20 protein-coding genes are annotated in these 24424 nt (G+C 44.7%); 11 read left to right on the top strand and 9 right to left on the bottom strand.

Translation table 11 applies throughout. The features are described from left to right. The first annotated feature begins 134 nt into the window (after window positions 1–134). Window positions 135–896, top strand: a complete 762-nt coding sequence (locus VXP95_RS09210) for a class I SAM-dependent methyltransferase (protein WP_416711887.1) — start codon at window positions 135–137, stop codon at window positions 894–896. Between the two features lie 60 nt (window positions 897–956). Here VXP95_RS09210 and VXP95_RS09205 read toward each other — a convergent pair whose 3' ends face one another. Next, window positions 957–1766 carry a cytochrome C assembly family protein gene (locus VXP95_RS09205; protein ID WP_416711886.1) on the bottom strand — a complete coding sequence of 270 codons (810 nt, stop codon included), beginning with the start codon at window positions 1764–1766 and terminating at the stop codon, window positions 957–959. 138 nt (window positions 1767–1904) lie between these two features. Here VXP95_RS09205 and ffh point away from each other — a divergent pair, with 138 nt between their 5' ends. From ffh to VXP95_RS09190, 3 genes are all read left to right on the top strand, one after another. Next, complete coding sequence (gene ffh, locus VXP95_RS09200; protein WP_416711885.1) at window positions 1905–3311, top strand: signal recognition particle protein; 1407 nt, start codon at window positions 1905–1907, stop codon at window positions 3309–3311. A 151-nt stretch (window positions 3312–3462) separates the two neighbouring features. Next, entirely contained in the window at window positions 3463–4029 is a 567-nt protein-coding gene (locus tag VXP95_RS09195; protein WP_064097019.1) for an RBBP9/YdeN family alpha/beta hydrolase, read from the top strand. Between the two features lie 143 nt (window positions 4030–4172). Continuing rightward, window positions 4173–4778, top strand: a complete 606-nt coding sequence (locus tag VXP95_RS09190) for an RBBP9/YdeN family alpha/beta hydrolase (protein WP_416681189.1) — start codon at window positions 4173–4175, stop codon at window positions 4776–4778. Here VXP95_RS09190 and VXP95_RS09185 read toward each other — a convergent pair. Beyond that, window positions 4732–5472, bottom strand: a complete 741-nt coding sequence (locus VXP95_RS09185) for a type III pantothenate kinase (RefSeq protein ID WP_416711884.1) — start codon at window positions 5470–5472, stop codon at window positions 4732–4734. The two genes, VXP95_RS09190 and VXP95_RS09185, sit on opposite strands and share 47 nt — an antisense overlap. A gap of 14 nt (window positions 5473–5486) precedes the next feature. Further along, window positions 5487–6242, bottom strand: coding sequence for a biotin--[acetyl-CoA-carboxylase] ligase (locus tag VXP95_RS09180; RefSeq protein WP_416681191.1), 756 nt, complete (start codon window positions 6240–6242; stop codon window positions 5487–5489). A 27-nt stretch (window positions 6243–6269) separates the two neighbouring features. On the opposite strand from VXP95_RS09180, the gene VXP95_RS09175 reads away from it, so the two are divergent. From VXP95_RS09175 to ligA, 5 genes are all read left to right on the top strand, one after another. Next, entirely contained in the window at window positions 6270–7073 is an 804-nt protein-coding gene (locus VXP95_RS09175) for a sulfite exporter TauE/SafE family protein (protein ID WP_416711883.1), read from the top strand. A 199-nt stretch (window positions 7074–7272) separates the two neighbouring features. Further along, entirely contained in the window at window positions 7273–7968 is a 696-nt protein-coding gene (locus VXP95_RS09170) for a GntR family transcriptional regulator (RefSeq protein ID WP_416711882.1), read from the top strand. A gap of 11 nt (window positions 7969–7979) precedes the next feature. Next, a complete protein-coding gene (smc, locus tag VXP95_RS09165) occupies window positions 7980–11432 on the top strand; it encodes a chromosome segregation protein SMC (protein ID WP_416711898.1) in 3453 nt (1150 codons plus the stop codon). 1 nt (window position 11433) lies between these two features. Continuing rightward, complete coding sequence (locus VXP95_RS09160; RefSeq protein WP_416706129.1) at window positions 11434–12420, top strand: cell division protein ZipA C-terminal FtsZ-binding domain-containing protein; 987 nt, start codon at window positions 11434–11436, stop codon at window positions 12418–12420. A 115-nt stretch (window positions 12421–12535) separates the two neighbouring features. Beyond that, on the top strand, window positions 12536–14575 hold the full coding sequence (gene ligA / locus VXP95_RS09155; RefSeq protein ID WP_416711881.1) for an NAD-dependent DNA ligase LigA: 2040 nt from the start codon (window positions 12536–12538) through the stop codon (window positions 14573–14575). 78 nt (window positions 14576–14653) lie between these two features. Here the strand turns inward: ligA and VXP95_RS09150 are convergent, their stop codons facing one another. Beyond that, complete coding sequence (locus VXP95_RS09150) at window positions 14654–15721, bottom strand: SDR family oxidoreductase (RefSeq protein WP_416711880.1); 1068 nt, start codon at window positions 15719–15721, stop codon at window positions 14654–14656. 336 nt (window positions 15722–16057) lie between these two features. Between VXP95_RS09150 and ftn the strand changes: the two genes are divergently transcribed. Beyond that, a complete protein-coding gene (gene ftn / locus VXP95_RS09145; RefSeq protein WP_064097009.1) occupies window positions 16058–16522 on the top strand; it encodes a heteropolymeric bacterioferritin subunit Ftn in 465 nt (154 codons plus the stop codon). 55 nt (window positions 16523–16577) lie between these two features. Here the strand turns inward: ftn and VXP95_RS09140 are convergent, their stop codons facing one another. The 5 genes from VXP95_RS09140 to VXP95_RS09120 form a co-directional block, all read right to left on the bottom strand. Then, on the bottom strand, window positions 16578–16997 hold the full coding sequence (locus VXP95_RS09140) for an ExbD/TolR family protein (protein WP_064097008.1): 420 nt from the start codon (window positions 16995–16997) through the stop codon (window positions 16578–16580). Between the two features lie 21 nt (window positions 16998–17018). Then, the gene (locus tag VXP95_RS09135; RefSeq protein ID WP_064097007.1) at window positions 17019–17444 is read right to left on the bottom strand and encodes an ExbD/TolR family protein; all 426 of its coding nucleotides are present in this window, start codon (window positions 17442–17444) and stop codon (window positions 17019–17021) included. A gap of 16 nt (window positions 17445–17460) precedes the next feature. Continuing rightward, window positions 17461–18360 (bottom strand): MotA/TolQ/ExbB proton channel family protein, encoded by a 900-nt coding sequence (locus tag VXP95_RS09130; RefSeq protein WP_416706124.1) that lies wholly within the window; start codon window positions 18358–18360, stop codon window positions 17461–17463. A 36-nt stretch (window positions 18361–18396) separates the two neighbouring features. Then, entirely contained in the window at window positions 18397–19101 is a 705-nt protein-coding gene (locus VXP95_RS09125) for an energy transducer TonB (protein WP_064101801.1), read from the bottom strand. 149 nt (window positions 19102–19250) lie between these two features. Then, window positions 19251–21917 (bottom strand): TonB-dependent receptor, encoded by a 2667-nt coding sequence (locus VXP95_RS09120; protein ID WP_416711879.1) that lies wholly within the window; start codon window positions 21915–21917, stop codon window positions 19251–19253. A 739-nt stretch (window positions 21918–22656) separates the two neighbouring features. Here VXP95_RS09120 and VXP95_RS09115 point away from each other — a divergent pair. Continuing rightward, on the top strand, window positions 22657–24414 hold the full coding sequence (locus VXP95_RS09115; RefSeq protein ID WP_064101800.1) for an ABC transporter substrate-binding protein: 1758 nt from the start codon (window positions 22657–22659) through the stop codon (window positions 24412–24414). The last annotated feature ends 10 nt before the right edge of the window (window positions 24415–24424 follow it).

The raw sequence follows: 24424 nt of genomic DNA, 5'->3' as shown, positions 1-24424 counted from the left end.
TCATAAAGGGGAGAGAGGGTGAGAAGGGATTTAGGAGATATTAATAAAGCAGCTGTCTTCGGCACAATAAAATAATAGAGTTTTAAAGATGAATAGCTATATTGAAAAGAATCATAAATATATCAGGTGGCAGTATGGAACAGCCTCATTTCAAGGATCATTTCTCCCAGCAATCACAGGATTATGCCTTGTTTCGTCCGCATTATCCGGATGCATTGGGAAAGCTATTGGCAGAGCTATCACCAAGTACCAAATTGGCTGTAGATGTCGGCTGTGGTTCTGGACAGCTTTCAGAAGTTTTGGCGAATTACTTTGATCAGGTGATGGCGATTGATGCGAGTAGTGAACAGCTTGCCCAGGCCAAACCACATCCAAAAATTCAGTATGGTCAGGCATTCGCTGAAGAGATCCCGTGTGCTGACCAGAGTATTGATCTGATTTCAGTGGCTCAAGCAGCGCATTGGCTCGATCTGGAAAAATTCTACGCAGAAGTTCGCCGTATTGCCTGGCCCAATGTCATTCTGGCTTTAATTAGCTATGGCGTGTTCAGTGTGGATGAGCCGCATCTGAATCATTATTTTAAGCATTTTTATGAAGTCACGCTTGTACCGTACTGGCCGCCTGAACGTCGCCATGTAGATGAAGAATATAAAAATCTACCATTTCCATTTCAGGAAATTTCGATTGAGCCACCTGTATTAGAGGTTGAATGGAACTTTTATCAGTTAATAGGTTATATGAGTACCTGGTCAGCCGTGAAAGCTGCCACTAAAGCACTCGGACATAATCCACTGAACGTACTGGCAGATGCCTTATTGCCAGAATGGGAAGATCCAGAATTGCCTAGAGTGATTCGCTGGCCATTGTCGGTGCGTGTGGGGCGTATCACCGTTTAAAGAATATTCAAGCTAAAGCCTGTTTATTGGACAATGAATTGAATATTTCAAGGCTCAGAATTATCGCCCTAGAATCATTTCCAGCACAAATTTAGACCCAATAAAACCCAGTGCCAGCAAGCCAAAACCGAGCAGGGTAAAGCGCACGGCTTTCTGGCCACGCCAGCCAAACTTCCAGTGTCCGATTAATAGTGAACCATAAACCAGCCAGGAAATAATACTGAACGCAGTTTTATGTGCCAGATGCTGAGCAAAGAAATTGTCGATGGTAAAGAAGCCAAAGCCCAAAGCGAGGGTAAGTAAAACAAAACCGGTCATCAGCATATCAAACAGCAGTGATTCCATGTCTTGATAAGAGGGTAGCAAACTGACCCAAACCCGGCGTTTGTGCTTCTTTTTCAGCTCACGATCCTGAAAACGTAAAATTACAGCCTGAATGGTTGCCATGAGCAATACTGCATAAGCAGACAAAGACAAAATAATATGAATGTCCAAGCCTAGAGAGTTCTGAATAATAATTTTAGCTGGCTGGGTAAAGACAAAACCGAGGATCAAACCTGTGGCAGCCACTGGAATCCCGATCAGGTTCAGGGCAATAATCGGACGATAAGTACTGTAAATAATACTGAGCAGCAGCATCAAACCCGAGGTAAAAGAAAACAGGGAAAAGACATCATAATTGATGCCTAGCGGAGTATGCATATCACCATATAACACCAGTGCATGCAGGCTCAGTCCAAGCAGTGCAGTTAGCGAAACAAACCATTGATTAGGAGTACGTTTAGACATTAAATGAATGAACAGATACCAGAAAGAAGCGGTATAAGCGACTAATGCTAAGATCGTATAAACCAAGGGGAGGTTAACCATGTCAAACCTTTTTAAGGGTGATGAATATTCATTTATATAAATTCGCTGCGAACTACAGTATCCTATAGCATTCTATGCATAAATTTTCTATTTTAAGAAACAATTTTTTGCTCATGGCTATTTTAAGCGGATTTTGCAATGTTTGATACCTTAACAGAACGACTCACGCAGAGTTTAAGAAATGTTACTGGCTCAGGGCAGCTAACCGAAGACAATATTAAAGATACGTTACGTGAAGTGCGTATGGCGCTTCTTGAGGCCGATGTTGCGTTACCTGTAACTCGTGAATTCATCGCGAAAGTTAAGGAAGAAGCATTGGGCCAGGAAGTGATGACTCAGTTATCTCCTGGGCAGGCTTTTGTCAAAATCGTTCATGACGAATTGACCAAAATGATGGGCGAGGCCAATGAAAGCCTCGACCTCGCTGCAAAACCACCTGTGGTTGTCCTACTTGCAGGCTTGCAGGGTGCAGGTAAAACAACAACTGCAGCGAAACTTGCACGCTTCTTACAAGAACGTCAAAAGAAAAAAGTAGCGATGGTCTCTGCCGACGTATATCGTCCGGCTGCGATCAAACAGCTACAGACTGTCGCGGGTGAAGTCGGTGCGATTTTCCTGGAATCCAGCGCAGACGAAAAACCAATTACGATTGTCAATCGTGCGATTGAACAGGCAAAAATCCAGTTTGCCGATGTGCTGATTGTCGATACGGCAGGCCGTTTGCATATCGATGATGACATGATGGGTGAAATCAAAGAGCTGCATGCTGCGATAAACCCGACTGAAACCCTGTTCGTGGTCGATGCCATGACCGGTCAGGATGCGGCAAACACCGCGAAAGCATTCAACGATGCCTTGCCTTTAACTGGTATGATCCTGACCAAAACTGATGGTGATGCGCGCGGTGGTGCAGCGCTTTCAGTACGCGCGATTACCGGCAAGCCAATCAAATTCTTGGGTATGGGTGAGAAACTCGATGCCCTGGAGCCATTCCATCCTGAGCGTGTTGCACAGCGTATTCTCGGTATGGGTGATGTACTTTCTTTGGTCGAAGAACTTGAACGCAAGGTCGACAAAGAAAAAGCCGAAAAAATGGCGAAAAAACTGCAAAAAGGCGGCAGCTTCAACTTTGAAGACATGCTGATGCAGTTTGAGCAGATGAACAAAATGGGCGGCATGATGGGCTTCCTGGACAAACTTCCTGGCATGAGCAATGCCGGTCTGCAAGATGCGTTGGCGCAAGCCAATCCTGAAAAGCAGGTCAAGAAAATGGAAGCGATTATCCAGTCGATGACCCTGAAAGAGCGCCGTAATCCAGACTTGATGAACCCAAGCCGTAAAAAACGTATCGCAGCAGGTTGTGGTATGGAAGTGGCAGAAGTCAACAAGCTGATCAAGCAACATGCGCAGATGGCCAAGATGATGAAAAAATTTGCCAATCCATCCGGTATGGCAAAAATGATGAAATCACTCGGCGGTCTGCAGAAACAGTTTGGCGGCGGCGGTGGTATGGGACCATTGTTCGGCGGCAACGACAAGAAATAAGTTTTGTTTTAAAAAAGGCGCAATATGCGCCTTTTTTTTATTGCGAATAGATGGTCAAACTGGTTTAAACAAAACAACATTTACTTACCCAAAATAAAAATCTAATCAGGCAGACTCGGGAATATCAGCACAAAATAAAGAGAAATTTCAAATGAACCAAGTAATTGTCGTACATGGTTATACTGCAAGCCCGGAAGAAAACTGGTACCCATGGATTCAGGAAAAAGCCCAACAGGAAAATGTCAGTTTAAAAGTCCTCCGGCTGGATCCATCAACTACACCGACACTGGACACTTGGGATCAGCAAATGCGTGAACAGATTGATGCAATTGATGAGGACAGTATTTTTATTGCACATAGCTTGGGAACTGTAGCCGCATTACATTACCTATCCAGAGAATTAAAACAGCAGAAAATTCAGCAACTGGTATTGATCGCAGGATTTAATGGCCGGCTGGGTCGTCTGGATGAAGTAAACCCTTTTATTGATGCCGCGGATATCGATTTTGATTTACTCAAACAACAGGTTGCAGAGCGTGTGGTGATTTACTCCGAAGGAGATGACCGAGTTGCACCAGAATTTAGTCTGGAACAGGCGGACAGCCTGGATGCGATTGTGGTGAATGCCAAGCATCACGGACATTTTATTGATTCACAAGGCTGTACTGATCTGCCGGAGCTCTGGAAAGTAATCGAGCCTTATCTGATTAAATCTTAAATTTAGGCATGTTATTGTATTCGCCAAATTTTAAAACTCAACATGAGATGGTGTTCAAAAAGGTACTTGAATTCCATCTCCAGACTGTTTAAAACTGATTTTTATCGACGCCGTTTGCGTTCAATAATTATAAGTAATGCACTATGAAAAATATAATAAAAAAAGTCTATATCGTGCCGGATTATCAGGCGACCTCCAATGATCACTGGTACCCTTGGCTCAGTCGCCAGCTTAAAAATGCCGGTTTTGAGTCCAAGCGGATTATGCTGGCCAACCCTTTTCAGCCTGATTTAGAAGAGTGGCAGCAGAATCTGAAACTGCACATTCCGCACATGGATGAACATACCTTTTTAGTTGCACATGGCCTGAGTTGCGTCAGTGTTTTAAACTTTTTACAGGAACATTATATTCAGCAGCAACGCAAGATTGGCGGCATCATTCTGGTCTCAGCCTTTGATACACCCTTGGTGGCATGGTCAGAACTGAATAAAATACTGCAGGCTGTGCGACTTGATCTGAAAAACTTGCCCTATAGCTATAAACGTGCGGTGATGCTGATTTCCAGTAATGATCCCTATGTGCCTGCACCGATTTCCTTGCGTTTAGCCCATAGCTTGAATGCACAAATTTTTGAGATCAAAAAAGCCGGGCATTTCAATAAATCTGATGGCTTTTCCGAATTCCCTCAATTGCTGGATATTATCAAACAGTGTCTGGCAAATGAGCTGCAAAATGCTGCAGGCCTTTAAGTAAAAGATCAGGTTCAATCTGGGGATGGTGATGGCTGAGATGCTGCGCAAACAGTGGAGCATCTCCACCGGTTAAAACCAGCTGTGCTGGGAAATCATACAGGACTTTTTCAATGGTGCTGAGCAGGCCCAGCAGAATGCCATGATGCACAGCATCTAGGGTATTGCGGCCAGGATTAAGTTCAGAAAAAGCACCATCCGGAATTTTAATGCCTTTGGTATTCTGAATCAGTGCATCACGTTGCAAGTACAGATTCGGCAGAATAAATCCCCCCAAATGTTGTTGTCCTTGCGCCAGATCAATGGTCAGTGCCGTACCACAACTAATTACACAGTAATTTTTATGCGCTTGAGTCGCCACTGCAAGTACCTGTAACCAGCGGTCAATGCCCAGCTGAGAAGGTTCATCATAGCCACAGATCAGACCAGCATATTCCGCCTGTACCTGAGCAAAAATCACTGGAATATGCAGACTTTCTAAAATGCTGAGAATACGCTCATTACTGATTTTATCCTGGACCGAAGATAGCCCCACCTGATGCAAGCCCAGTGTTTTAAAATGCTGGATTAGGCCCAGTAATAAATCGGCAGGAGACTGTAAATGTAATTCCGCTGCCTGTTCAATAATCTGATCATGCTCGGTAATCCAGTATTTCAGCCTGGTATTGCCAATATCCAACCATAATTTTTTCATTGCTGTATGCCTGTTCATCCACCGTGTTGAAGGCGGAGCTGTCCCTGATAAAAAGTCTGGATTCCTTGATCGGTCAAAATCTTGACTGCACCATCATCCTGAATTCCGAGAAAAGTACCGGAATATTGCCCTTGCACATCGGTAAATTCAACTGTTTGTTGCATAAATGCAGCCGATCGATTGAAACGCGCCGCCAGATTTTGACTGCCATAATTAAACCATTGCCCGGCTTGTTGAATCGCCAGATATAACTGGGCAATCAGTTCGACTCTTGAGGTGCAGGATAAACCCAGCTCGCTCAGGGAACTGACCAGCTGGTCTGGAAGGTTGGTGGGCAGAGGATCAATATTTAGCCCGACCCCGACCACCACCTGCGTGGTTGAAACTGGCTCGACCAGAATACCCCCCCATTTTCCATGCAGGCTGTACAGGTCATTCGGCCATTTCACCTGTAATTCCAGGCCTTTTAGGCTTGGCATTTGCAGGATATTTAACGCAATTTCTAGCGCCAGACGACCATCAATGGGTTTTTGTGTATGCAGCAATGTGCTTAAATAGATGTTCCCTTCAGGTGATATCCACTGACGTTGACGCTGTCCACGGCCGTGGGTCTGCACATGACTGCATACCAGAACCTGCTGTACCCCTTTCGTTGCCAATTCGCGCACATCATCATTGGTCGATGTGGTAATCGGTTTGATGAGTAATACTTCCGGGAGTTGGCCTGCATCGCTTAATCGTTGTTGCAGTTCACGAGTTTCTACATCCATTTGAATCTAAACGTGGTAAATATCGTTATGGAGTTAATCATATATTTATTGATTGGTGCAATTGCCGGATTTGCCGCAGGCCTGTTTGGGGTCGGTGGAGGTCTGATCATTGTACCCATCCTCTATATTGTTTTTACCCAGCTCCAGTACGATCCTAACGTGATTATGCATATGGCGGTGGGTACTTCCCTGGCGACGATTATTGTGACTTCGATCAGCTCGGTCATGGCACATCATCAACGAGGGGCAGTGCTGTGGCCCGTGTTTCGTAATCTGGCGCCAGGTCTGGTGATAGGGTCATTTGTGGGTGCGGGGATTGCCGATTACTTATCTGGTCGAGGTTTGCAATTGTTAATCGGGTTCTTTGCGGTCTGGGTAGCGTTTCGAATGTTTAAAGGTGCCAATGTTCAGGTCGACCCAAACCAAAAATTACCTTCAACACCGCTACAAATTGCTGCGGGTGGCGGTATCGGTGTGGCATCGGCCATTTTTGGGATTGGCGGGGGCAGTTTGACGGTTCCATTTCTGAATCGCTGTGGGGTTGTCATGCAAAAAGCAGTAGCGACCTCTGCAGCTTGTGGCTTGCCAATTGCAATCGCGGGCGCATTAGGGTTTATGTGGTTTGGTAAACAGGCGCAGGTCACCGTACCAAATACCATTGGTTATATTCATATTTATGCGTTTCTCGGTATCAGCACGATGAGCTTTTTCACTGCGAAACTGGGCGCAAAAGTGGCACATCTGCTTTCACCGGCTGTATTGAAAAAATGTTTTGCGACCTTGCTGACTACCGTCGGCCTGTATTTTATTTATCAGGGTTTCATTGCCTGATTCAAATGTTCAGGTTAAATCAATGTGTCGCTGCAGGAGAATAGGTCACTATTCTCCTTTTTTGTAAGCAGGAGTTGGCTATATAGACACAAGATTGTCTGACAATGTCAAAGTATTCATTAAAAAAAAGCCGTTTAATAGCAACATAGCCCAAATAAAGGGTTAAACCATTATTCATAAAAATAAACACAGGAACGGTATGCCATTAGAACAAGCGCAAAGTTTGTCTGAGCAGATTGCCAAGCATATTAGCGAACAGATTATTCGCGGTGAACTGGTCGAAGGCGAACGTATACAGGAACTTAGGATTGCCTCGGAGCTTGATGTCAGTCGGGGTTCGGTTCGTGAAGCACTGTTGCTGCTGGAACGCACCCAACTGATTGAAATTTTTCCACGCCGGGGAGCAATTGTTTCAGAAATGTCGGCCTTGCAGGTACGTGCCTTATTTGACATGACCTCGTTATTGCTCGGGCAGATGGTGCATCGCATGGCGGAGACCTGGCGGGTGCATGAAGCTGAGCGCATTCAGCTATTATTAGAGCACTTGGAAGCAGAAACCCGCCAAGGACACACTGAAAAGTTTTATGATCTGATCTTTCAGGGCATGGCCCAGCAGCATGAGATGGTGGGGAATCCTTATCTGATGCGCTACTATCAGGAACTGCTGCCATCTTTACGTCGGAGCTATTTTCTGACCCTGAATATTTCCAGACGCGAGTTACAAGAATCTTTTGACTTATTTAAACTGGTCACTGAAGCAATTTTGATACGAAAAACCCATCAGGCCACTTTATTTATGGAAGATTTTTGTCGACACTTGCGCAACCTTGTGTTGGAATCTCTGACACGGATGAAACAAATTGAACTCGCGTGGGCCAGACGCTCACGACGTTAAATCAGGACATTATGCGTTTAAGCAGTTTAAAACTTTCAGGCTTTAAATCTTTTGCCGACAGTACCACCTTACATTTTAAAGATAATCGTACTGCGGTCGTGGGACCAAATGGTTGTGGTAAATCCAATGTCATTGATGCCATACGCTGGGTCATGGGCGAGTCCAGTGCGCGTCAGTTGCGTGGTGGCAGCATGCAGGATGTCATCTTTACCGGAACTGCCAAGCGTAAACCGGTCGGTATGGCCAGTGTGGAACTGCGCTTTGACAATACTTATGGCAAGCTCGGCGGTGCCTATAATGCCTATAATGAACTGGCGGTACGCCGGCAGGTCAACCGCGATGGCAAGTCCGAATATTTCCTGAATGGCAGCAAATGCCGTCGTCGTGATATTACCGATATTTTCCTTGGCACCGGTTTGGGTCCGCGTTCCTATGCGATTATCGAGCAGGGCATGATCAACCGTCTGGTGGATGCCAAGCCAGATGAAATGCGGGTTTATATTGAAGAAGCCGCGGGTGTATCACGCTATCAGGCGCGTCGCCGTGAAACCATGCTGCATCTGGATCACACCACACAAAACCTGTCGCGTCTGGAAGATATCGCCTCCGAACTGAAATCCCAGCTAAAAACCCTAAAACGTCAGTCGGAAAGTGCGATTCAATATAAAGAACTGGAAGGACAGATCCGTACGATCAAGATTGAAATTCTGTCTTTTCAATGTGAGCAGAGTCACCGCTTACAGGAAGAATATACCCTTGAGATGAATACGCTCGGGGAAAAATTTAAGCTGGTGCGTTCTGAACTGACTTCCGTAGAACATGATTTGGGAAGCACCAGTGAACTGTTCCAGCGTCTGATTCAGCAATCCACCCCTTTGCAAAGTGAATGGCAACAGGCCGAGAAAAAACTGGCTGAACTGGAAATGACCCTGCAGCAAAAGCAGTCTTTGCTGGAGCAGAATTCTACAAGTCTGGTTAAACTGGAACAGCAAAAAGCCCAGACCAAAGAGCGTTTGCAGTTGATTGAACTGCAACTCGAAACCTTGCAGCAGCAATTTGAAGATCAGCAGGCACAATTGCAGCAACAAGATGGCCAGAGTCAGACGCATAGCCAGAATCTGAGTGAGCTCAAATCCCAGCAGAGTACAATTGCAGCGCAATTCGCACAGATTAAAACTCAGGTCGAACAGCAGCAACAGCGTAAATTGCAAATGCTGGCTCAAAGCGAGCAACTGGCAAAGAATATTGAACGGATTGAACAGCAGAAACAGACGCTACAACAGCAAAGCACACAGATTCAGCAACAGGCGCAGCAAGATGAGCTGGAGCAATATCAGGCAGACAAAGCCCAAGCTGAACAGCAAATCGCTGGCTATGAAATTCAATTAACAGATTTAAGAACTCAATTCGAACAGCTTCAGGCAGAGCAGGTGACCCATCAGCAGCGCTTGATGCAACTCAAATCTGAAATTCAGGTGCTACATTCAGAACAGAAAAACCTGAGCCAATTACTGACCAAAGCCAACCCAAATGCCAAGAGTGATGCGGTACAGCTGATGCATGTACTTAAGCTCAATGATGCAGGCAAAGGACATGCCAGCCTGATCGAAAAGTTTTTGGCCAAGTGGCTGTCTGCCCAGATTCTGACTGAGGGCGAGTACGTCCTTGAAGATTGTGCGCGTCAGTTAAAGCAACAGGCTGTTCAGAATAAAATTCAGATTGCCAATACGATGTGTCTGGCCGATTGGATTGAATCTCCACATTATTCACTGTGGCAACAAGTCGCGATCGTAGATACATTAGCGCAAGCATTACCGCTTCAAACTGAGTTATTACAAGGCCAGACATTACTGAGTTTAGATGGCTACCATGTTGGTGCAGACTGGGTTATTGCTCTGGATTATGATGAAGCCAGTCAGGCCGGACAAGGCGCTTTAAGCCATCGAATTCGTCTGGATGAAATCGAGCAGCAACTTGCAGAACTTGAACCTAAGTTTATGCAGCTGGAGCAGCAGTTACCTGAACTCACCGATCAGGTTAAAGCTTTGCAAAGCCAGATTCAGAGTATCAGCGAGCAGCAGAAACAAGCTCAAAAACAGCTGCAACAACTCGATATACACATTGCCAAAGCACAAAGCAGTGCGCAGGCTTTCGCATTGCAAAAGCAGCAATTACAGCATCAGCTGCATCAACTGGATGAGCAGCTTGAAGAAGATGCCATGCAGAAAGACGATCTGGAAATTGATCTGCATGCCCTGAATCTAAAGCTGGAACAGGCTTTGCCGAATTATAAAACCCTGCAATTCCAGCTGGAAGAATTTAGCGCTCAGTTAGATGACTCGCAGCAGCTTAGCCAGCAAGCTCAGCATGAACTGGAATTGCTGCGCCGTCAATGTGTGCAAAGCCAGCAGCAGATCGAATTACTAGAAAAAGATCAGGTATTCCTGAAAGAACAATCTCAGCAAATTACTGCACAAATCGAGCAGGCCAAGAAATTTGTCGATCCGGTACAGCTAGAATTACCTGCTTTACAGAGCCAGTTTAATGAACAGGCGCAGATCACTGAAAAGCTGCAAAAGACCTGGGCCGACTGGCAGGTTGAATTAAATCAGGTGCAGAGCAAGCAGCAGCAGCTGACCGAACAGCGCCATCGTTTCCAACAGCAGGATGAACAGCTGCGTAGTGAGCTGGAAGCCAAACGTTTAGCCTGGCAGGCAGCCAAATCTGATTTACAGCATTATTCAGAACAGCTGAAAGAACTGAACCATGATGTCATCAGCGGCTTAAATATTGATATCAAAGCCCATCAGGCGAAACTGGAAAAAGCTCAAACCCAGTTCGATAAACTCGGTGCAGTCAATCTGGCAGCTTCTGAAGAATATGAAGAAGTATCAAAACGTTATCAGGAACTGAGTCACCAGATGCAGGATCTGGAAAATACGGTTGAACAGCTACAGGCTGCGATGAAAAGTATTGATCAGGAAACCCGTAAACTGTTTATGCACACGTTTGATCAGGTCAATGCCGAGCTGCAAAACCTGTTTCCGAAAGTATTTGAGGGCGGTGAAGCGAGTTTAAGTCTTGAAGATGGATGGCAATCGGGTGTAAAACTAATGGCCCGACCACCAGGCAAGCGTAACAGTTCACTCGCGTTACTTTCTGGCGGAGAAAAGGCTTTAACTGCCTTGGCATTGGTCTTCGCAATTTTCCGCTTAAATCCGGCACCATTTTGTGTACTGGATGAAGTCGATGCACCCCTGGATGATGCCAATGTGGGACGTTTTTGTAATTTAGTCAAAGAGCTTTCTGAACAAGTGCAATTTATTTATATTACCCATAACAAACTTGCAATGATGATGGCGACTGATCTTTTAGGTGTAACCATGCCTGAACCGGGAACCTCAAAATTAGTGACAGTAAATTTGGAACAGGCAAAAGAATACGGCTTAGCTGCGGAGGTATAATATGGAAATCACCACCATTATCGGGATTGTTATTGCAATTATCATCATGCTGTTGGGCATCAGAATGTTGCTCAAAAAACCTGTCGAGGCAGCTCCTTCACTGGATGCCAGCCTGCATATCGACCCGGATAGCCAGACCCCTGTCATTCCTCGGCATGTACGATCGCAACTGGCAAAGCAGGACGCAGATTCAACACAACGCATAGAGCCAAGCCTGAGTGCAGGTGAACCGGCTCCTGAAAAGCCTTCCGCCTTTCGCAAGGCTGAATCAACTCCGGTTGAGCCAAAAGCGGTTGAAACTCCTGTAGCTGCCCATTCGGGCGATGTGACAGAGGCTAAAGTGGGGGCAACATCGGTCGCGACAGAAGCAGCTGACACAGCAGTAGAGCAAAAGCTGGCTGAAACAGAACAGGAAAACAATCACGCCGAAAATAAAGATAAAGCTGCCGAATTCAGTCTGAACAGCAATATTGAAAAAGCTGAAATTTCTGAATTTAATGATGAAAGCAGTATTCTGGATGCACATCTGCATGAGCAAAAAATAGTGGATGAAGAAAGTGCATTATCCAGTGCTGAAACCATTATTTCTTTGCATATCTATCCGCAAGGTCGTGTGCTTTCAGGTGATAAAACTTTGAAAGTTCTACTGAAATATGGTCTGCGTTATGGCGAACTGGCCTGTTTTCACCGTTATAGTGAAGATGGTTCAAAACTGCTGTTTTCGGTACTGCAAATGACTGATACAGGTATGGAAGGCTTTGATCTGGAGACTCTGTCGACTCAGGAAGTCAAAGGTCTGGCATTCTTCCTGGCTTTACCGCATAGTGATGTACAAAATGCTTTTGATACCATGGACAGTATTTCGCGGTTAATTGCTCGTGAAGTGGATGGTCTGGTCTATGATCAGAACCAGCAGGAATTCACGCCACAATTACGTGAATTCTGGCGCCATCAAGCGATTGATTATCGCCCGGGACAGGCCACCTGATTCGAAGATTGCTTTGTTCAATCTCCAAGTTGAATCTGTAGACTGCAATTTTTATAATAGCCAAAAGCTGAATATTCTACAGGGCGGATTTTCCGCCCTTTTTTATGGTGAAATTATGACCCAAGATGCCACTGTGATTGCGCAAATGCGTCAATTGATTCAACTGCTTGCCAAGCATAATCATGCTTATTATGTGATGGATCAACCGAGCATTGAAGACAGTGAATATGATCAGCTCTTTCATCAGCTCAAAGCCCTAGAAGAACAATATCCACACTTGCAGCAACCCGATACACCCACTATCAAGGTGGGGGGGCAGGCACTTGCAAAATTTGTAACTGTCACGCATGCCGTGCCGATGCTGTCTTTGGGGAATGTGTTCAATCAGGAAGATCTGCTGGCTTTTGCCCGCCGTATTGAAGAACGTTTGCCAAATCAAAAAATTGAATATGATGTTGAGCTGAAATTTGATGGCCTGGCGATTTCACTCTGGTATGAACATGGCGTACTGGTGCGCGGTGTCACGCGTGGTGATGGCGAAACGGGTGAAGATATTACCCAGAATGTCAAAACCATCCGTAACCTGCCAAAATTCCTGCCTCCAGTCAATGGAATTATTCCAGAGCTTCTGGAGGTACGCGGCGAAGTGCTGATGCCCAAGTCTGGCTTTGAACGTCTGAATGCTGCCAATGCCGCCAAGGGCGAAAAAACCTTTGCCAATCCGCGAAATGCTGCTGCAGGTAGTTTACGTCAGCTGGATCCGAATATTGCTGCTTCACGACCATTGGCATTTTATGCGTATGGCATTGCTCAGTGTGTACCGCCTCATGGTCAAAGCACCATGTCGGGCAGTCTGGAATGGCTGCAACAATTTGGCTTTGCTGTAGGTGAGTGCCATTTTGTCTGTAGCAGCATTGAAGAAGTGCAGCAGGTTTATGAGCAGGTCATGGAGAAACGTCCGAAGCTAAGCGTTGAAATTGATGGCATGGTGATCAAGGTCAATGATCTGAAACAGCAACAAAAACTAGGTTTTCTGAGCCGGGAACCACGCTGGGCCACTGCCTATAAATTCCCTGCAGTGGCTGCACTGACCACAGTGGAAAATATTGACTGGCAGGTAGGCCGTACCGGGACTCTGACCCCTGTGGCACGCCTGAATCCGGTTGCAGTCGGTGGTGTTACGGTTTCCAATGTGACCTTGCATAATATCGGTGAAATTCATCGTTTAGACGTGAGAATCGGGGATACAGTCAGCGTATACCGCAGTGGTGATGTAATTCCTAAAGTCGAAAAGGTCTGGCCGGAATTCCGCCCAGTCGATGCGATAGTAGTGCATTTACCGGCCAATTGTCCGGTATGTGATTCACCAGTGGTGATGCCGGAAGGTGAAGCATTGGCCCGCTGCTCTGGCGAACTCTATTGTGCTGCGCAGCGGATCGAAACCATTCGTCACTTTGTGTCGCGTAAGGCCATGGATATCGAAGGGCTGGGTGATCGCTGGGTAGAGTCACTGCTACATCTAAATCTTCTGAAAGATGTATCAGATATTTACCATCTGCATGAGCACCGTGAACAGTTACTCCAGATCGAAAAAATGGGGGAGAAATCGGTCCAGAATTTAATTGATTCTATCGAGAACAGCAAGAAAACCACATTGGCAGCTTTCATCTATGCACTCGGTATTCGTGGCGTGGGAGAAACTACGGCACGTATGCTGGCCAATACTTTCCAGACCTTGGAAGCATTACGCGATGCTGATATTGAAGCATTAAAGAAAACCCCGGATGTCGGTGATATTACTGCTGAGTGGATTGTGGATTTCTTCCAGGCCCCACATAACCTGGAAGTTCTGGATCGTTTGCTGGCAGCAGGCATTCATTGGGATGCACCAATTGCACCAACCCGCCAGCCACTGAACGGTGAAAGCTGGGTCGTGACTGGCACTTTAAGTTCGATGGGACGTGATGAAGCGACTCAATTATTACAGGCATTAGGTGCCCGGGTTAGCGGGAGTGTGTCTAGCAAGACCAAATGTGTAGTTGCAGGTGAAAAAGCCGGCTCAAAACTGGACAAAGCAGAAAAGCTTGGGGTACCGGTAATCAATGAAGAACAATTTATTGCCTTGATGCAGAACTATGGCCAGCTTGAGGGCTGATTCTTTCGAGATCTCTTAGAATTTTAGCTCATAAAAAAGCCACCAGAAGGTGGCTTTTTTATGAATGGAAGAAAAAAATTAAGGAATATATTTTTTGACTAGACCATCATCCAGCAGCTGCTGGAAATGTTCGACCAGACTTTCATTCACAGGGCGGTATTCGATGCCGAGCTCATCCTTGCTTTTTCGTGCATTGAAGAAAATTGGATAGCCCATATTTAATTCGACAAACTTGCGACTAAAGCCTGCCACAGGACCAAACAGCTTGAAGGCTGTTTTCGGCAGTTGATTACGCGGGAACGGGAATTTAGGACCAAACGCTTTACGTAGGATTTTACCCATTTCCAGCAGGCTTAAAGTCTCACTAGAGACAATATAGCGACCGTGTGCTTGTGGGTTAAACGCAGCACGGATATGTGCTTCAGCGACATCCTGAACATCGACCACGCCATTCCACATCGGTGGAACGCCAAGCAGGGTCATGCCGTTGGCAAACTGTTGCAGGACTTCTACGCTGCCAGACTGGGTATTTGGTGTTAAGGATTGCCCAAAAACCAGTGCAGGATTGATACAGACCAGATCCCAGCGATCCTGTGCTTCAGCCATTTCCCAGGCTTTACGTTCTGCCATAACCTTGGAGTATGGATAAGGCTGATGGGTTTCTGAACTGGTGGTGTTCCAGTGTGATTCATCAAAGCTAGTGTGCTCGGTTTGCAAAATATCAATTGCATCACCATAAGTTGAAGCAATACTTGACGTCACGATCACACGTTGGACCGATTCGGTTTTATTGACACTGTTGAGCACATTTTGCGTACCCAAAATCGCAGGTTCAATAATATCCTTGAGCGCATCTTTATAATTGGTCACCACAAAAGGCGAAGCCATATGAAAGACAATCTCACAGCCTTGCATGGCTGCATTAAAAGAACCTGGCTTGAGCAGATTGGCTTCAAACAGTTTAAGTGTGCCCGGACTGCTGTCAGCAATTTGTTCCAAATGCGTATAACTCTGGCTTTTGTTTAGATCACGTACCGTGGCATGTACGGTATAACCTTGTGTCAGAAGTTTCTGGATCACCCAGCTGGCAATATAGCCAGATGCACCGGTCACCAGAACAGGTGCTGTACTGTGTTGTAATGTCATATTTTAACCATTGTTGTTTTAACTTCGCATCGTCGTCACAATTATGCACGAACCAGACCAAACTAGTGAGTCCAAGACAAAAATAAGTAACAAGATAAGTGCTTATTAATATTTACAAAAATAAACGTTTGAATATTCCAGCCAGTTCATCTGAATAAAGCGGGTGCAAAAAATGCAACACCTTGTTTTATAAATGGGATTTGGCCTAACAGAGAGCGTAAATGCAAGTGCTTCTCATTTTAATTATATAAAAATCATATATTTACAATAATTTTAATTTTGCAAATCAAAAATCTTTTCTCCATAATAGCAAGATAAAAGCAGGGAGTAATGCAAATGCGCGGTAATCCAGAAGTCGTAGATTATTTAAATATGCTGATCGGTGGCGAACTGGCTGCTCGTGACCAATACCTGATTCACTCTCGTATGTATGAAGATTGGGGTCTGACTAAAATCTTTGAACGCATCGATCATGAAATGCAGGAAGAAGCACAGCATGCAGATGCCCTGATCCGTCGTGTCCTGTTCCTGGAAGGTACGCCGAATATGCAGCGAGATGATATTGAAGTGGGTGCAGATGTTGTGACTTGTCTGAAAGCTGACCTCAAGCTTGAATATCATGTGCGTGAAAAACTGGCTCAAGGGGTAAAACTTTGCGAAGAGCAGGGTGATTATGTAACCCGTGACATGCTGCGGCAGCAAATGTCGGATACTGAAGAAGACCATACCTACTGGTTAGAAAAACAGTTACGCTTGATCGAACTGATTGGTCTGCAAAATTATATTCAGTCACAAATGTAAAATACAGAGTTATAAAAAAACCCAGCATTTGCTGGGTTTTTTTATAACTGATGACTTAAGAATTATTATTACTCACGATCCCGATTTTTTTGACTTCCAGCCGTTGAGCTGCCGCCATGACCATGGCGATATGCTTATATTCTGTCGCACGATCTGCCTTGATTTTAATCTGATCCTGATCCGCTTTTTGCGCTACTGTCTTGAATAAGTTTTCCAGAGCCTGGGTATTTTCTACTGGTTGATCATTCCAGAAAATCTTACCTTGTGCATCCAGACGTAATTCCACCAGCTCAGGCGGTTTTTCTTCGGTTACAGGTGGTGTGCCATTTGGCAGGTCAATATTAATCGAGTTGTTTGGTAAAGGAATTGTGATGATAAACATAATCAACAAGACCAGCATGACATCAATCAGTGGTGTCATGTTGACATCTAGCATCACATCATCATCTTGATTTGAACCAACATTCATACCCATAAACTTAATCCCTCTTTGTGCTTAAGGTGTAGCGGGCGGAGTGGTGACAAAAGCAATTTTGCCAATACCCGCTTGCTGGGTCGTGCTGATCACCTGATCAATTGCCTCATAAGGCGTTATCTGATCACCACGGATATGCACTTCAGGCTGCGGACGTTTTTGGGCTTCTGCCTGTAAACGGGTCAGTAAAACTGATTTATCTGCGATATAGATTTCGTTCCAGAAAATATCGCCTGTTTTGTTGACTGCCAGCTGGATGTTTTCCGGTTTGGTTTCATACGGTACATTTCTTTCTTCGGGTAGATCGACAGGTACGGTATGAATGGCAACCGGTACAGTAATCAGGAAGATAATGAGCAGAACCAGCATAATATCAACCAAAGGGGTGGTATTAATGGTTCCAATTACCTCATCATCGCTGTCGTTTGAATTGACCATCATTCCCATGGCTGATGCCTCACTCTTACTTCACGTCACGATTAACAGGATTATTGGTTGTAATTTCACCGCTGAGTAATACTGCGTGTAAATCAGAACCAAAGGTACGCACTTCTTCCATCACTGCTTTATTACGGCGAGTCAACCAGTTGTAGCCAAGTACTGCCGGTACAGCGACGGCCAGACCGATTGCAGTCATGATCAGTGCTTCACCCACTGGACCTGCTACTTTATCAATCGAAGCCTGACCAGAAACACCAATCGCGGTAAGCGCGTGGTAGATACCCCAAACCGTACCAAACAGGCCAACAAAGGGTGCAGTAGAACCGACTGTGGCAAGGAAGGCCAGGCCACCACTCAGATGGTTCTGGATTTTGTCGATTGCACGGGAAATCGAAATGGTGACCCAGGTATTGAAATCAATACGTTCAAGTAAATTACCACCATGATTTTGGGTCGACTTGATACCTTTTTCCGCAATAAAGCGGTAAACGCTGGCTTCATTGAGGTTTTGGGCTGCGTTATCCAGAGAAGACGATTCCCAGAACTGGTGTTCAGCTTCCTTGGCTTGCTTGCGAATCTTGCCTTGTTGCAGGCATTTGCTGATCATGATGTACCAGGTACCAATCGACATAATCAATAGAATGAACAGGGTAATTTTCGAAACAATATCACCTTCTTTCCACATGGCTTCCAGACCATAAGGATTATATCCAGCCTTTTCATCCTTAGCTTCAGCTGGTAATGGCGGCGGGGTCGGTGTAGCCGCTGTTGCTGGTATTGTTACCGCTGTTTCAGTGACAGCACTGGTATTGGGTGTAGCGGACTGTTCTGCAAAAACTGCTTGTAAAGGCAATAAAGTGCTCATGGCAATTACGCCGGCAGCAGTCATATTTTTTAAAGGTTTTAGTGATTTTTTCATCATGGATCTCCTGATTTTTTTCTTTATCTGTCGTATCTGTTAGTCAAGGACAAATTCATATGGAATGTCATACCAAGATTCTTGCGGTTCGCCATTTTTCATTGCCGGCTTGAAGGTACATAAACTGAAGGCCTTCGATGCGGCACGATCCAATGCACGGCTCCCGCTTGACTTTTTCACCTTCGCATCCTGAACCTTGCCAGCAGTATTTACATATACAGAGATCAGCACTTCACCTTGTTCTTCATTCATTAGTGCATCACGTGGATAGTCTGGGCGTTTACAACCCGCTTCACCTTGAGAAACACCACGAGTGACTCCAGAAGGCTGAGGTGGAGCTGGTGCTGGAGCGGCTGCAACAACTGGAGCCGGGGCTGCTACTGGACTTGGCGAAGGACTGGCTGCAACAGGGGTAGGTACTGCAACAGTTGTCGGTTGGGTTGGCGTTGGAAGTGTTTTCTGTACAGGAACGACTTTTTCAACCGGTTTCACCTCAGGCACTTGTGCCACTTTCTCCACTATTTTGGGTGGTTCAGGTGGTGTTTCTTTTGGTGGTTCAGGTTCAGGCGGCTTAATATCCTGAATGATCATCAGTTCTACCGGCTGTTCTGACGGTTTTATTATTTCTTTTGCCATACCTGCTATCAGCACCAGGCCAACTAGAATATGCAATAAAATTACCACCCCAATACCAGTCAGTTTTTTGGCGGAGTTTTTTTCTAAGTCTTCAAACTTTGTGCCCATCATGACTCCTAGAATTTAAGACAAACAGGAAATAGTGCACTGATGAGAAAATTATTTTTAGTTACAGGCTGCATTATTTTTTGTTTGGCCAAAATTAAACGGGGAAAACTGCAAACACCGCTTGGCAGCAGTGTTTGCAAAGTGATTAATTAAAAGAATTTATAAGTACCGCGTAAGAAGTAGCTACGGCCTGTAGGGTCACCATGACGAGGGTCATAGCCATATTGTGCATTGTTGGTTGCATCAGACGCAGGTGGTTCTTTATCAAACATGTTCTTGATCCCTGCAGTCAATTCAAGGTTCTTGAATCCTTTATATGTTCCTGCAAAGTTGTAAACCATCCATGCACCTACATCACGTGTTTCTGAAAAATCTTTATATCCACGGATATATTGTTGCTCTAACAACATTCTCCAGTTTTCATAAGTCCAGTTCACATTGGCAATATGTTTCCAGCGAACGACTGCCGGATCATCATAAATACCTACGTAATCTTCCCATTCACCACCTGGTTCTATTTGGTAATCCATTTTGATGACATAAGTCCCATCAATTCCGAAACCAAAACGGCCAGTCGCGGTCATTGGACTTAAATAGTTCAGACTGAGGTCGATCCCTTGAGTTTTTAGGCCACCCATATTTTGTAAGGTCGTATTTAAATACTGGATACGGCCATCTGGTGCATAAACAATCAGGTTGCCATAGCGATCAAGATCATCAAAAATCATATCTGGAGAGACTGTACCGACCAGATCTTCGATTTTAATGTTGTAGTAATCAGCTGTGAAAACCAGGTTCTTGATTGGCTCGTAGACAAAACCGGCAGTATAAGAAGTTGACTCTTCAGGTTGTAAGTCCGGGTTACCGCCTTGTTTACGTTTAAACTGCATACCGCACTGATCGGCAAACTGAAGGTTGTTCGGTGTGCCATCAGCATTACAGAAACGCGGGTTATTGAAAGGTGAACTGGTATAGGTTTCGCTTTGCGGAGAGTTTATTTCCCATAAGCTCGGTGCACGGAAACCTGTGCTATATGAAGTACGGAACATGAGCTCTTTTACCGGCTCCCAACGTAGCGAGGCTTTCGGATTGAAAGAATCGCCAAAGTCGCTATAGTCATCATAACGTGCAGCAAGTTGAGCTTCTAACCCGGCTACGATTGGTATGTGAAATTCAGTAAATATTGCAGTGATATCGCGATCACCTTTACTGATTGGTTTGTCCGGGTCTATACCACTGCCTGGCACCTGACGGACAAGATCGGAATTTATTTTGGCTTCCCAGTCTTGGGTAGTGTAACTACCACCTACGGCAAAACCGACCTCACCTGCAGGCAATTCATAGATAGGACGGCTTAGGGTGAAATCCACGGTAGTTGAATCTAGCGTTGCCTGATTTGTCGGACCTGCGACATCAAAAGTAGACCATTTTCCGGCATCTTCCGGCGCTTGAGGGCCAAATGGGTTGAGTGTACCGTCATTCAGGGCTGCCTGGACTCTACTTTGGTTTAAGTAACCGCTGACGAAATTATCAGTCGCTTCGCCTTTGGCATAAGTTACACCACCGTTGAGGTCCCAGCCGTAGGCTTCACCTTCGATTCCAGCAAAGATCCGGTTGGATTCATTCTCTGATTTAGATACACGGTTGCCAGCCTGGGAACGTAAATAAAGTATTGAGGATGTGCCTGTCAAGCCGGGAATATCTGGAGTGATTCCTTGACCAGGATAGTATTTGCTGCTGTCTGGAATAGTCAGGCTGCCACCCCATACATCAGGTGCAATAGAAGTGGTCACTTCGCTTTTAGTGTAAACATATTCCGCGACTGCGTTTAATGAATCGCTAAGTTTTAAGGTACCTTTCGCTAAAGCGGAGAAGGCTTCTTCATCCGGAGTAATACCAATTAATGCCTGTGTATTCAGTAAGCAGCGTGTGCCAGAGATAAACGTATTTGGAGCATTATTACAGTTCTGGTTGATATAAGGGTTAACTATACCCACGCCTGGGTTTGAGATATTTGCTGGAAAGCCAGCAGTTGAACCGATCGCCATCCCTAGTTCAGGAATCAGACCGCCGCGGCGGCTGACTTTGCGGTCTTTCGCCATGATCATGTCGGACGTACGATAATCGATTACCCCATAGACGTTGAATCCTTGCTCGTCCAGATCACCATAGCCACCGAAGATGGAAACATCATATTCATCCCCATTCTTGTGTTCAGGTAATTGAAGTCCGCCAGATATGCCAAAACCTTGGTATTCTTTCTTGAGAATGAAGTTGATTACCCCGGCAATAGCATCTGCACCATACACGGCAGAAGCGCCATCGCGTAGCACCTCAATACGTTCAACCATAGCGAGTGGAATAATATTTAAGTTAACTTCAGATGTACTGAAAGGACTGTTGGCCAGACGGCGACCATTTAATAAAATCAGGGTCTTATCGGTACCAATACCACGAAGGTTGGCAGAAGAGCCTGAAGTATTACTTTTACCAATATTCTGGGATACAGCAAAACCGGCCTGATTGGCGCTGACCCTATTCAGTGCTTCCTCAACAGTGGTGACCCCCTGATTCACCAGATCTTCAACTTTAAGTACAGTAATTGGTGATGCACTCTGTGCAGCTACCCCTTTAATAGATGAACCCGTTACTGTCACTTTTTGCACCTTGGTCGGCTGCGTAGCGGAGTTTTCTGGTTCATCGGCTGCATGTGCCAAAGACAAACACATCATACTTAAGGTAAGCGTACTTAACTTGAGTATTGTTTTGCCAACTGTTGGAGCCCCCATAGATCCGACTAGTTTGTTTATTTTCATCGTAAAGTTCACCTTTCTTGTTGTGTGAAGATAATGCTGTATTCTTTTTAAGCAAAGCAAGTGCCAACTTAGCTGTAATTCTTATAAAAATATTGAATATATTGAGAAATGTTTACTTTATAAGGATTTATAAAGAAAGAACTTGTGCGTCATGGAAAGCGGACAGGCTGTATTGGAAAATATAAGAAAAAATGATATTGAAAATCAGCATTAATTGTTTACTGGTAAGTGTTATTTAAAAGATATGTGAAATAGTTCACATTTAAAAATTCTGTAACATAGATATGAAATGGGCTGTAGAGAATAATTGATCAATTATTGATCATACTCTTAGTTATTAAAATATAAAGGATTATTTTTTTAGTTATAAATTGAAAAGTTGAGATGTGCTATAAAATGACTCACTGGTGAATTATTTTTGTGCAATATAATGAAAGTCATTGTAGGATTAATGTAATAAATATTTCGGAATTTATCTGAATAATTTTCTAAATCATTATTATTTTAAATAATTAATAAAAATATGTTTTTTGCTGTAAAAAGAACTTAATTGTTGCTTAAACCTTAGAGTGGCATGAAATTAGCTTTCAAACACTGAAGTCATAAGATAGGCTGAGTGTTGAAAAATAAAAAACATGAAGCCAATCAAAAAAAGATAGATGCTTTCAAAAAAACTTAATCGTTTAAATAGCTTAAATAAACAAAAATAGGTATGAATTTGAAATCAGCAATTATAAGGATGACAGTTTTAGCGCTGGCAGTGGTATCCGGGGAAATAACCTTAGCAAAATCACCTGCACAACCAGATAAGGTTTTAAACCTGGCTTTCGAAGCACCTGATGATGGTTTTGATATGGTCAAAACTTATAATTTTTATAGTGGTAGCGTTGCCGAGGCTATTTTTGAACCTTTGTTACGTTATGACTATCTGGCGCGGCCGGCAATTCTGGTACCAAATACCGCCGAATCCTTACCCAAGGTTGAGCAGGATGGGAAAGTCTATACCTTTAAAGTCAAGCCGGGAATCTACTTCAGCCCAGATCCGGCATTTCAGGGCAAGAAGCGTGAACTGGTGGCGCGTGATTATATCTACTCCATGCAAAGGATCATGGATCCCAAAAATCATTCTCCTTCTTTTTCTTTTATCGAGGGAAAAATCCTTGGGGCAGATCAGGTCATCCAGCAGGCTAAAAAAACTGGCAAGTTCAACTACGATGCAGCTATTCCCGGTTTAAAAGCACTAGACAAATATACTTTACAAATTACCCTGACCCGTTCCGACCTGAATTTTCCATATATTCTGGCCTATGTGGCTTTTAGTGGTACCGCACGAGAAGCGATCGAACATTATGGTCATCGGGCAGGTCAGCATCCGGTTGGAACAGGGGCGTATCAATTACACAAATATGTGCCGCGTAGCCGTATTGAACTGACCGCCAACCCGAATTATCGTGGTTTTGTCTGGAACTTTAAGGGTGATGGTTCTGAATGGGATCAACGTATTGTCAAAGCCATGCAAGGCAAGCAGATGCCGCAAATTGGCAAGATCAAAATCAGTATTATTGAAGAGGAACAGTCTCGCTGGCTGGCTTTAAAGTCTGGACAATTGGACTATGACAAACTCACTGCGAGCGGCGCCGAACAGGCCCTGGAAAATAAGCAGCTGAAAAGCGAATACAAGAAAAAAGGCATCCTGCATTATCCGAATAAAGAACCGGAAATTACCTATACCATCATGAATATGCGTGATCCGTTAATTGGTGGGAATTCACTGGAAAAAATTGCCTTACGTCGTGCTCTCGCCTTGTCCTATAACCAGAAAGAAGCTATCCAGCAGTTGTACAAAGGTCATGCCGATAAAGCTGAAATGATTTTGCCAGAGGGAGTGGGTGGACATGACCCGAAGTATAAAAGCAGTATTGCTTATAACCCATTACTGGCCAATAAACTGCTTGACCGCTTTGGCTATAAGAAAGGTGCTGATGGTTACCGCACCTTGCCCGATGGCAAACCTTTGATACTAAAAATGAATTCAACCAGCTCAAGCTCTTCGGTAATTTCTGCAGAATTATGGAAAAAGAATCTGGATGCGATCGGGGTGCGAATTGAGTTCAAGGTCAGTAATTTTGCGGACAATTTAAAAGAAGCCACCCAATGCAAACATATGATGTGGGGTGGAGCCTGGATTGCGGATTATCCGGAAGGGGAAAACTTTGCCCAGTTACTGTATGGGCCAAATGCGCAGCAAGGCAACCTGAGTTGCTATACCTCAAAAGCCTATGACGCGTTGTACCAGACCGCGATGAAACTGCCGCCGCAGCAGCGGATGCCATATTATGAGCAGATGAACCGTCAGATGGAAGCTGATAATCCATGGATTCTGCACAATACCCGGATACGTAACTGGTTGATTCATCCGCATGTACAGGGCTTTAAGGCCCATCCGGTGACCAGAGCAGTTTGGCAATATATGGATATTGAACCTGTTAAAAAATAACTTGAGAAGA

This window comes from Acinetobacter sp. 226, from assembly GCF_048147925.1.
Taxonomy (GTDB): domain Bacteria; phylum Pseudomonadota; class Gammaproteobacteria; order Pseudomonadales; family Moraxellaceae; genus Acinetobacter; species Acinetobacter pecorum.
This window is presented reverse-complemented; position numbering and strand designations above follow the sequence as displayed.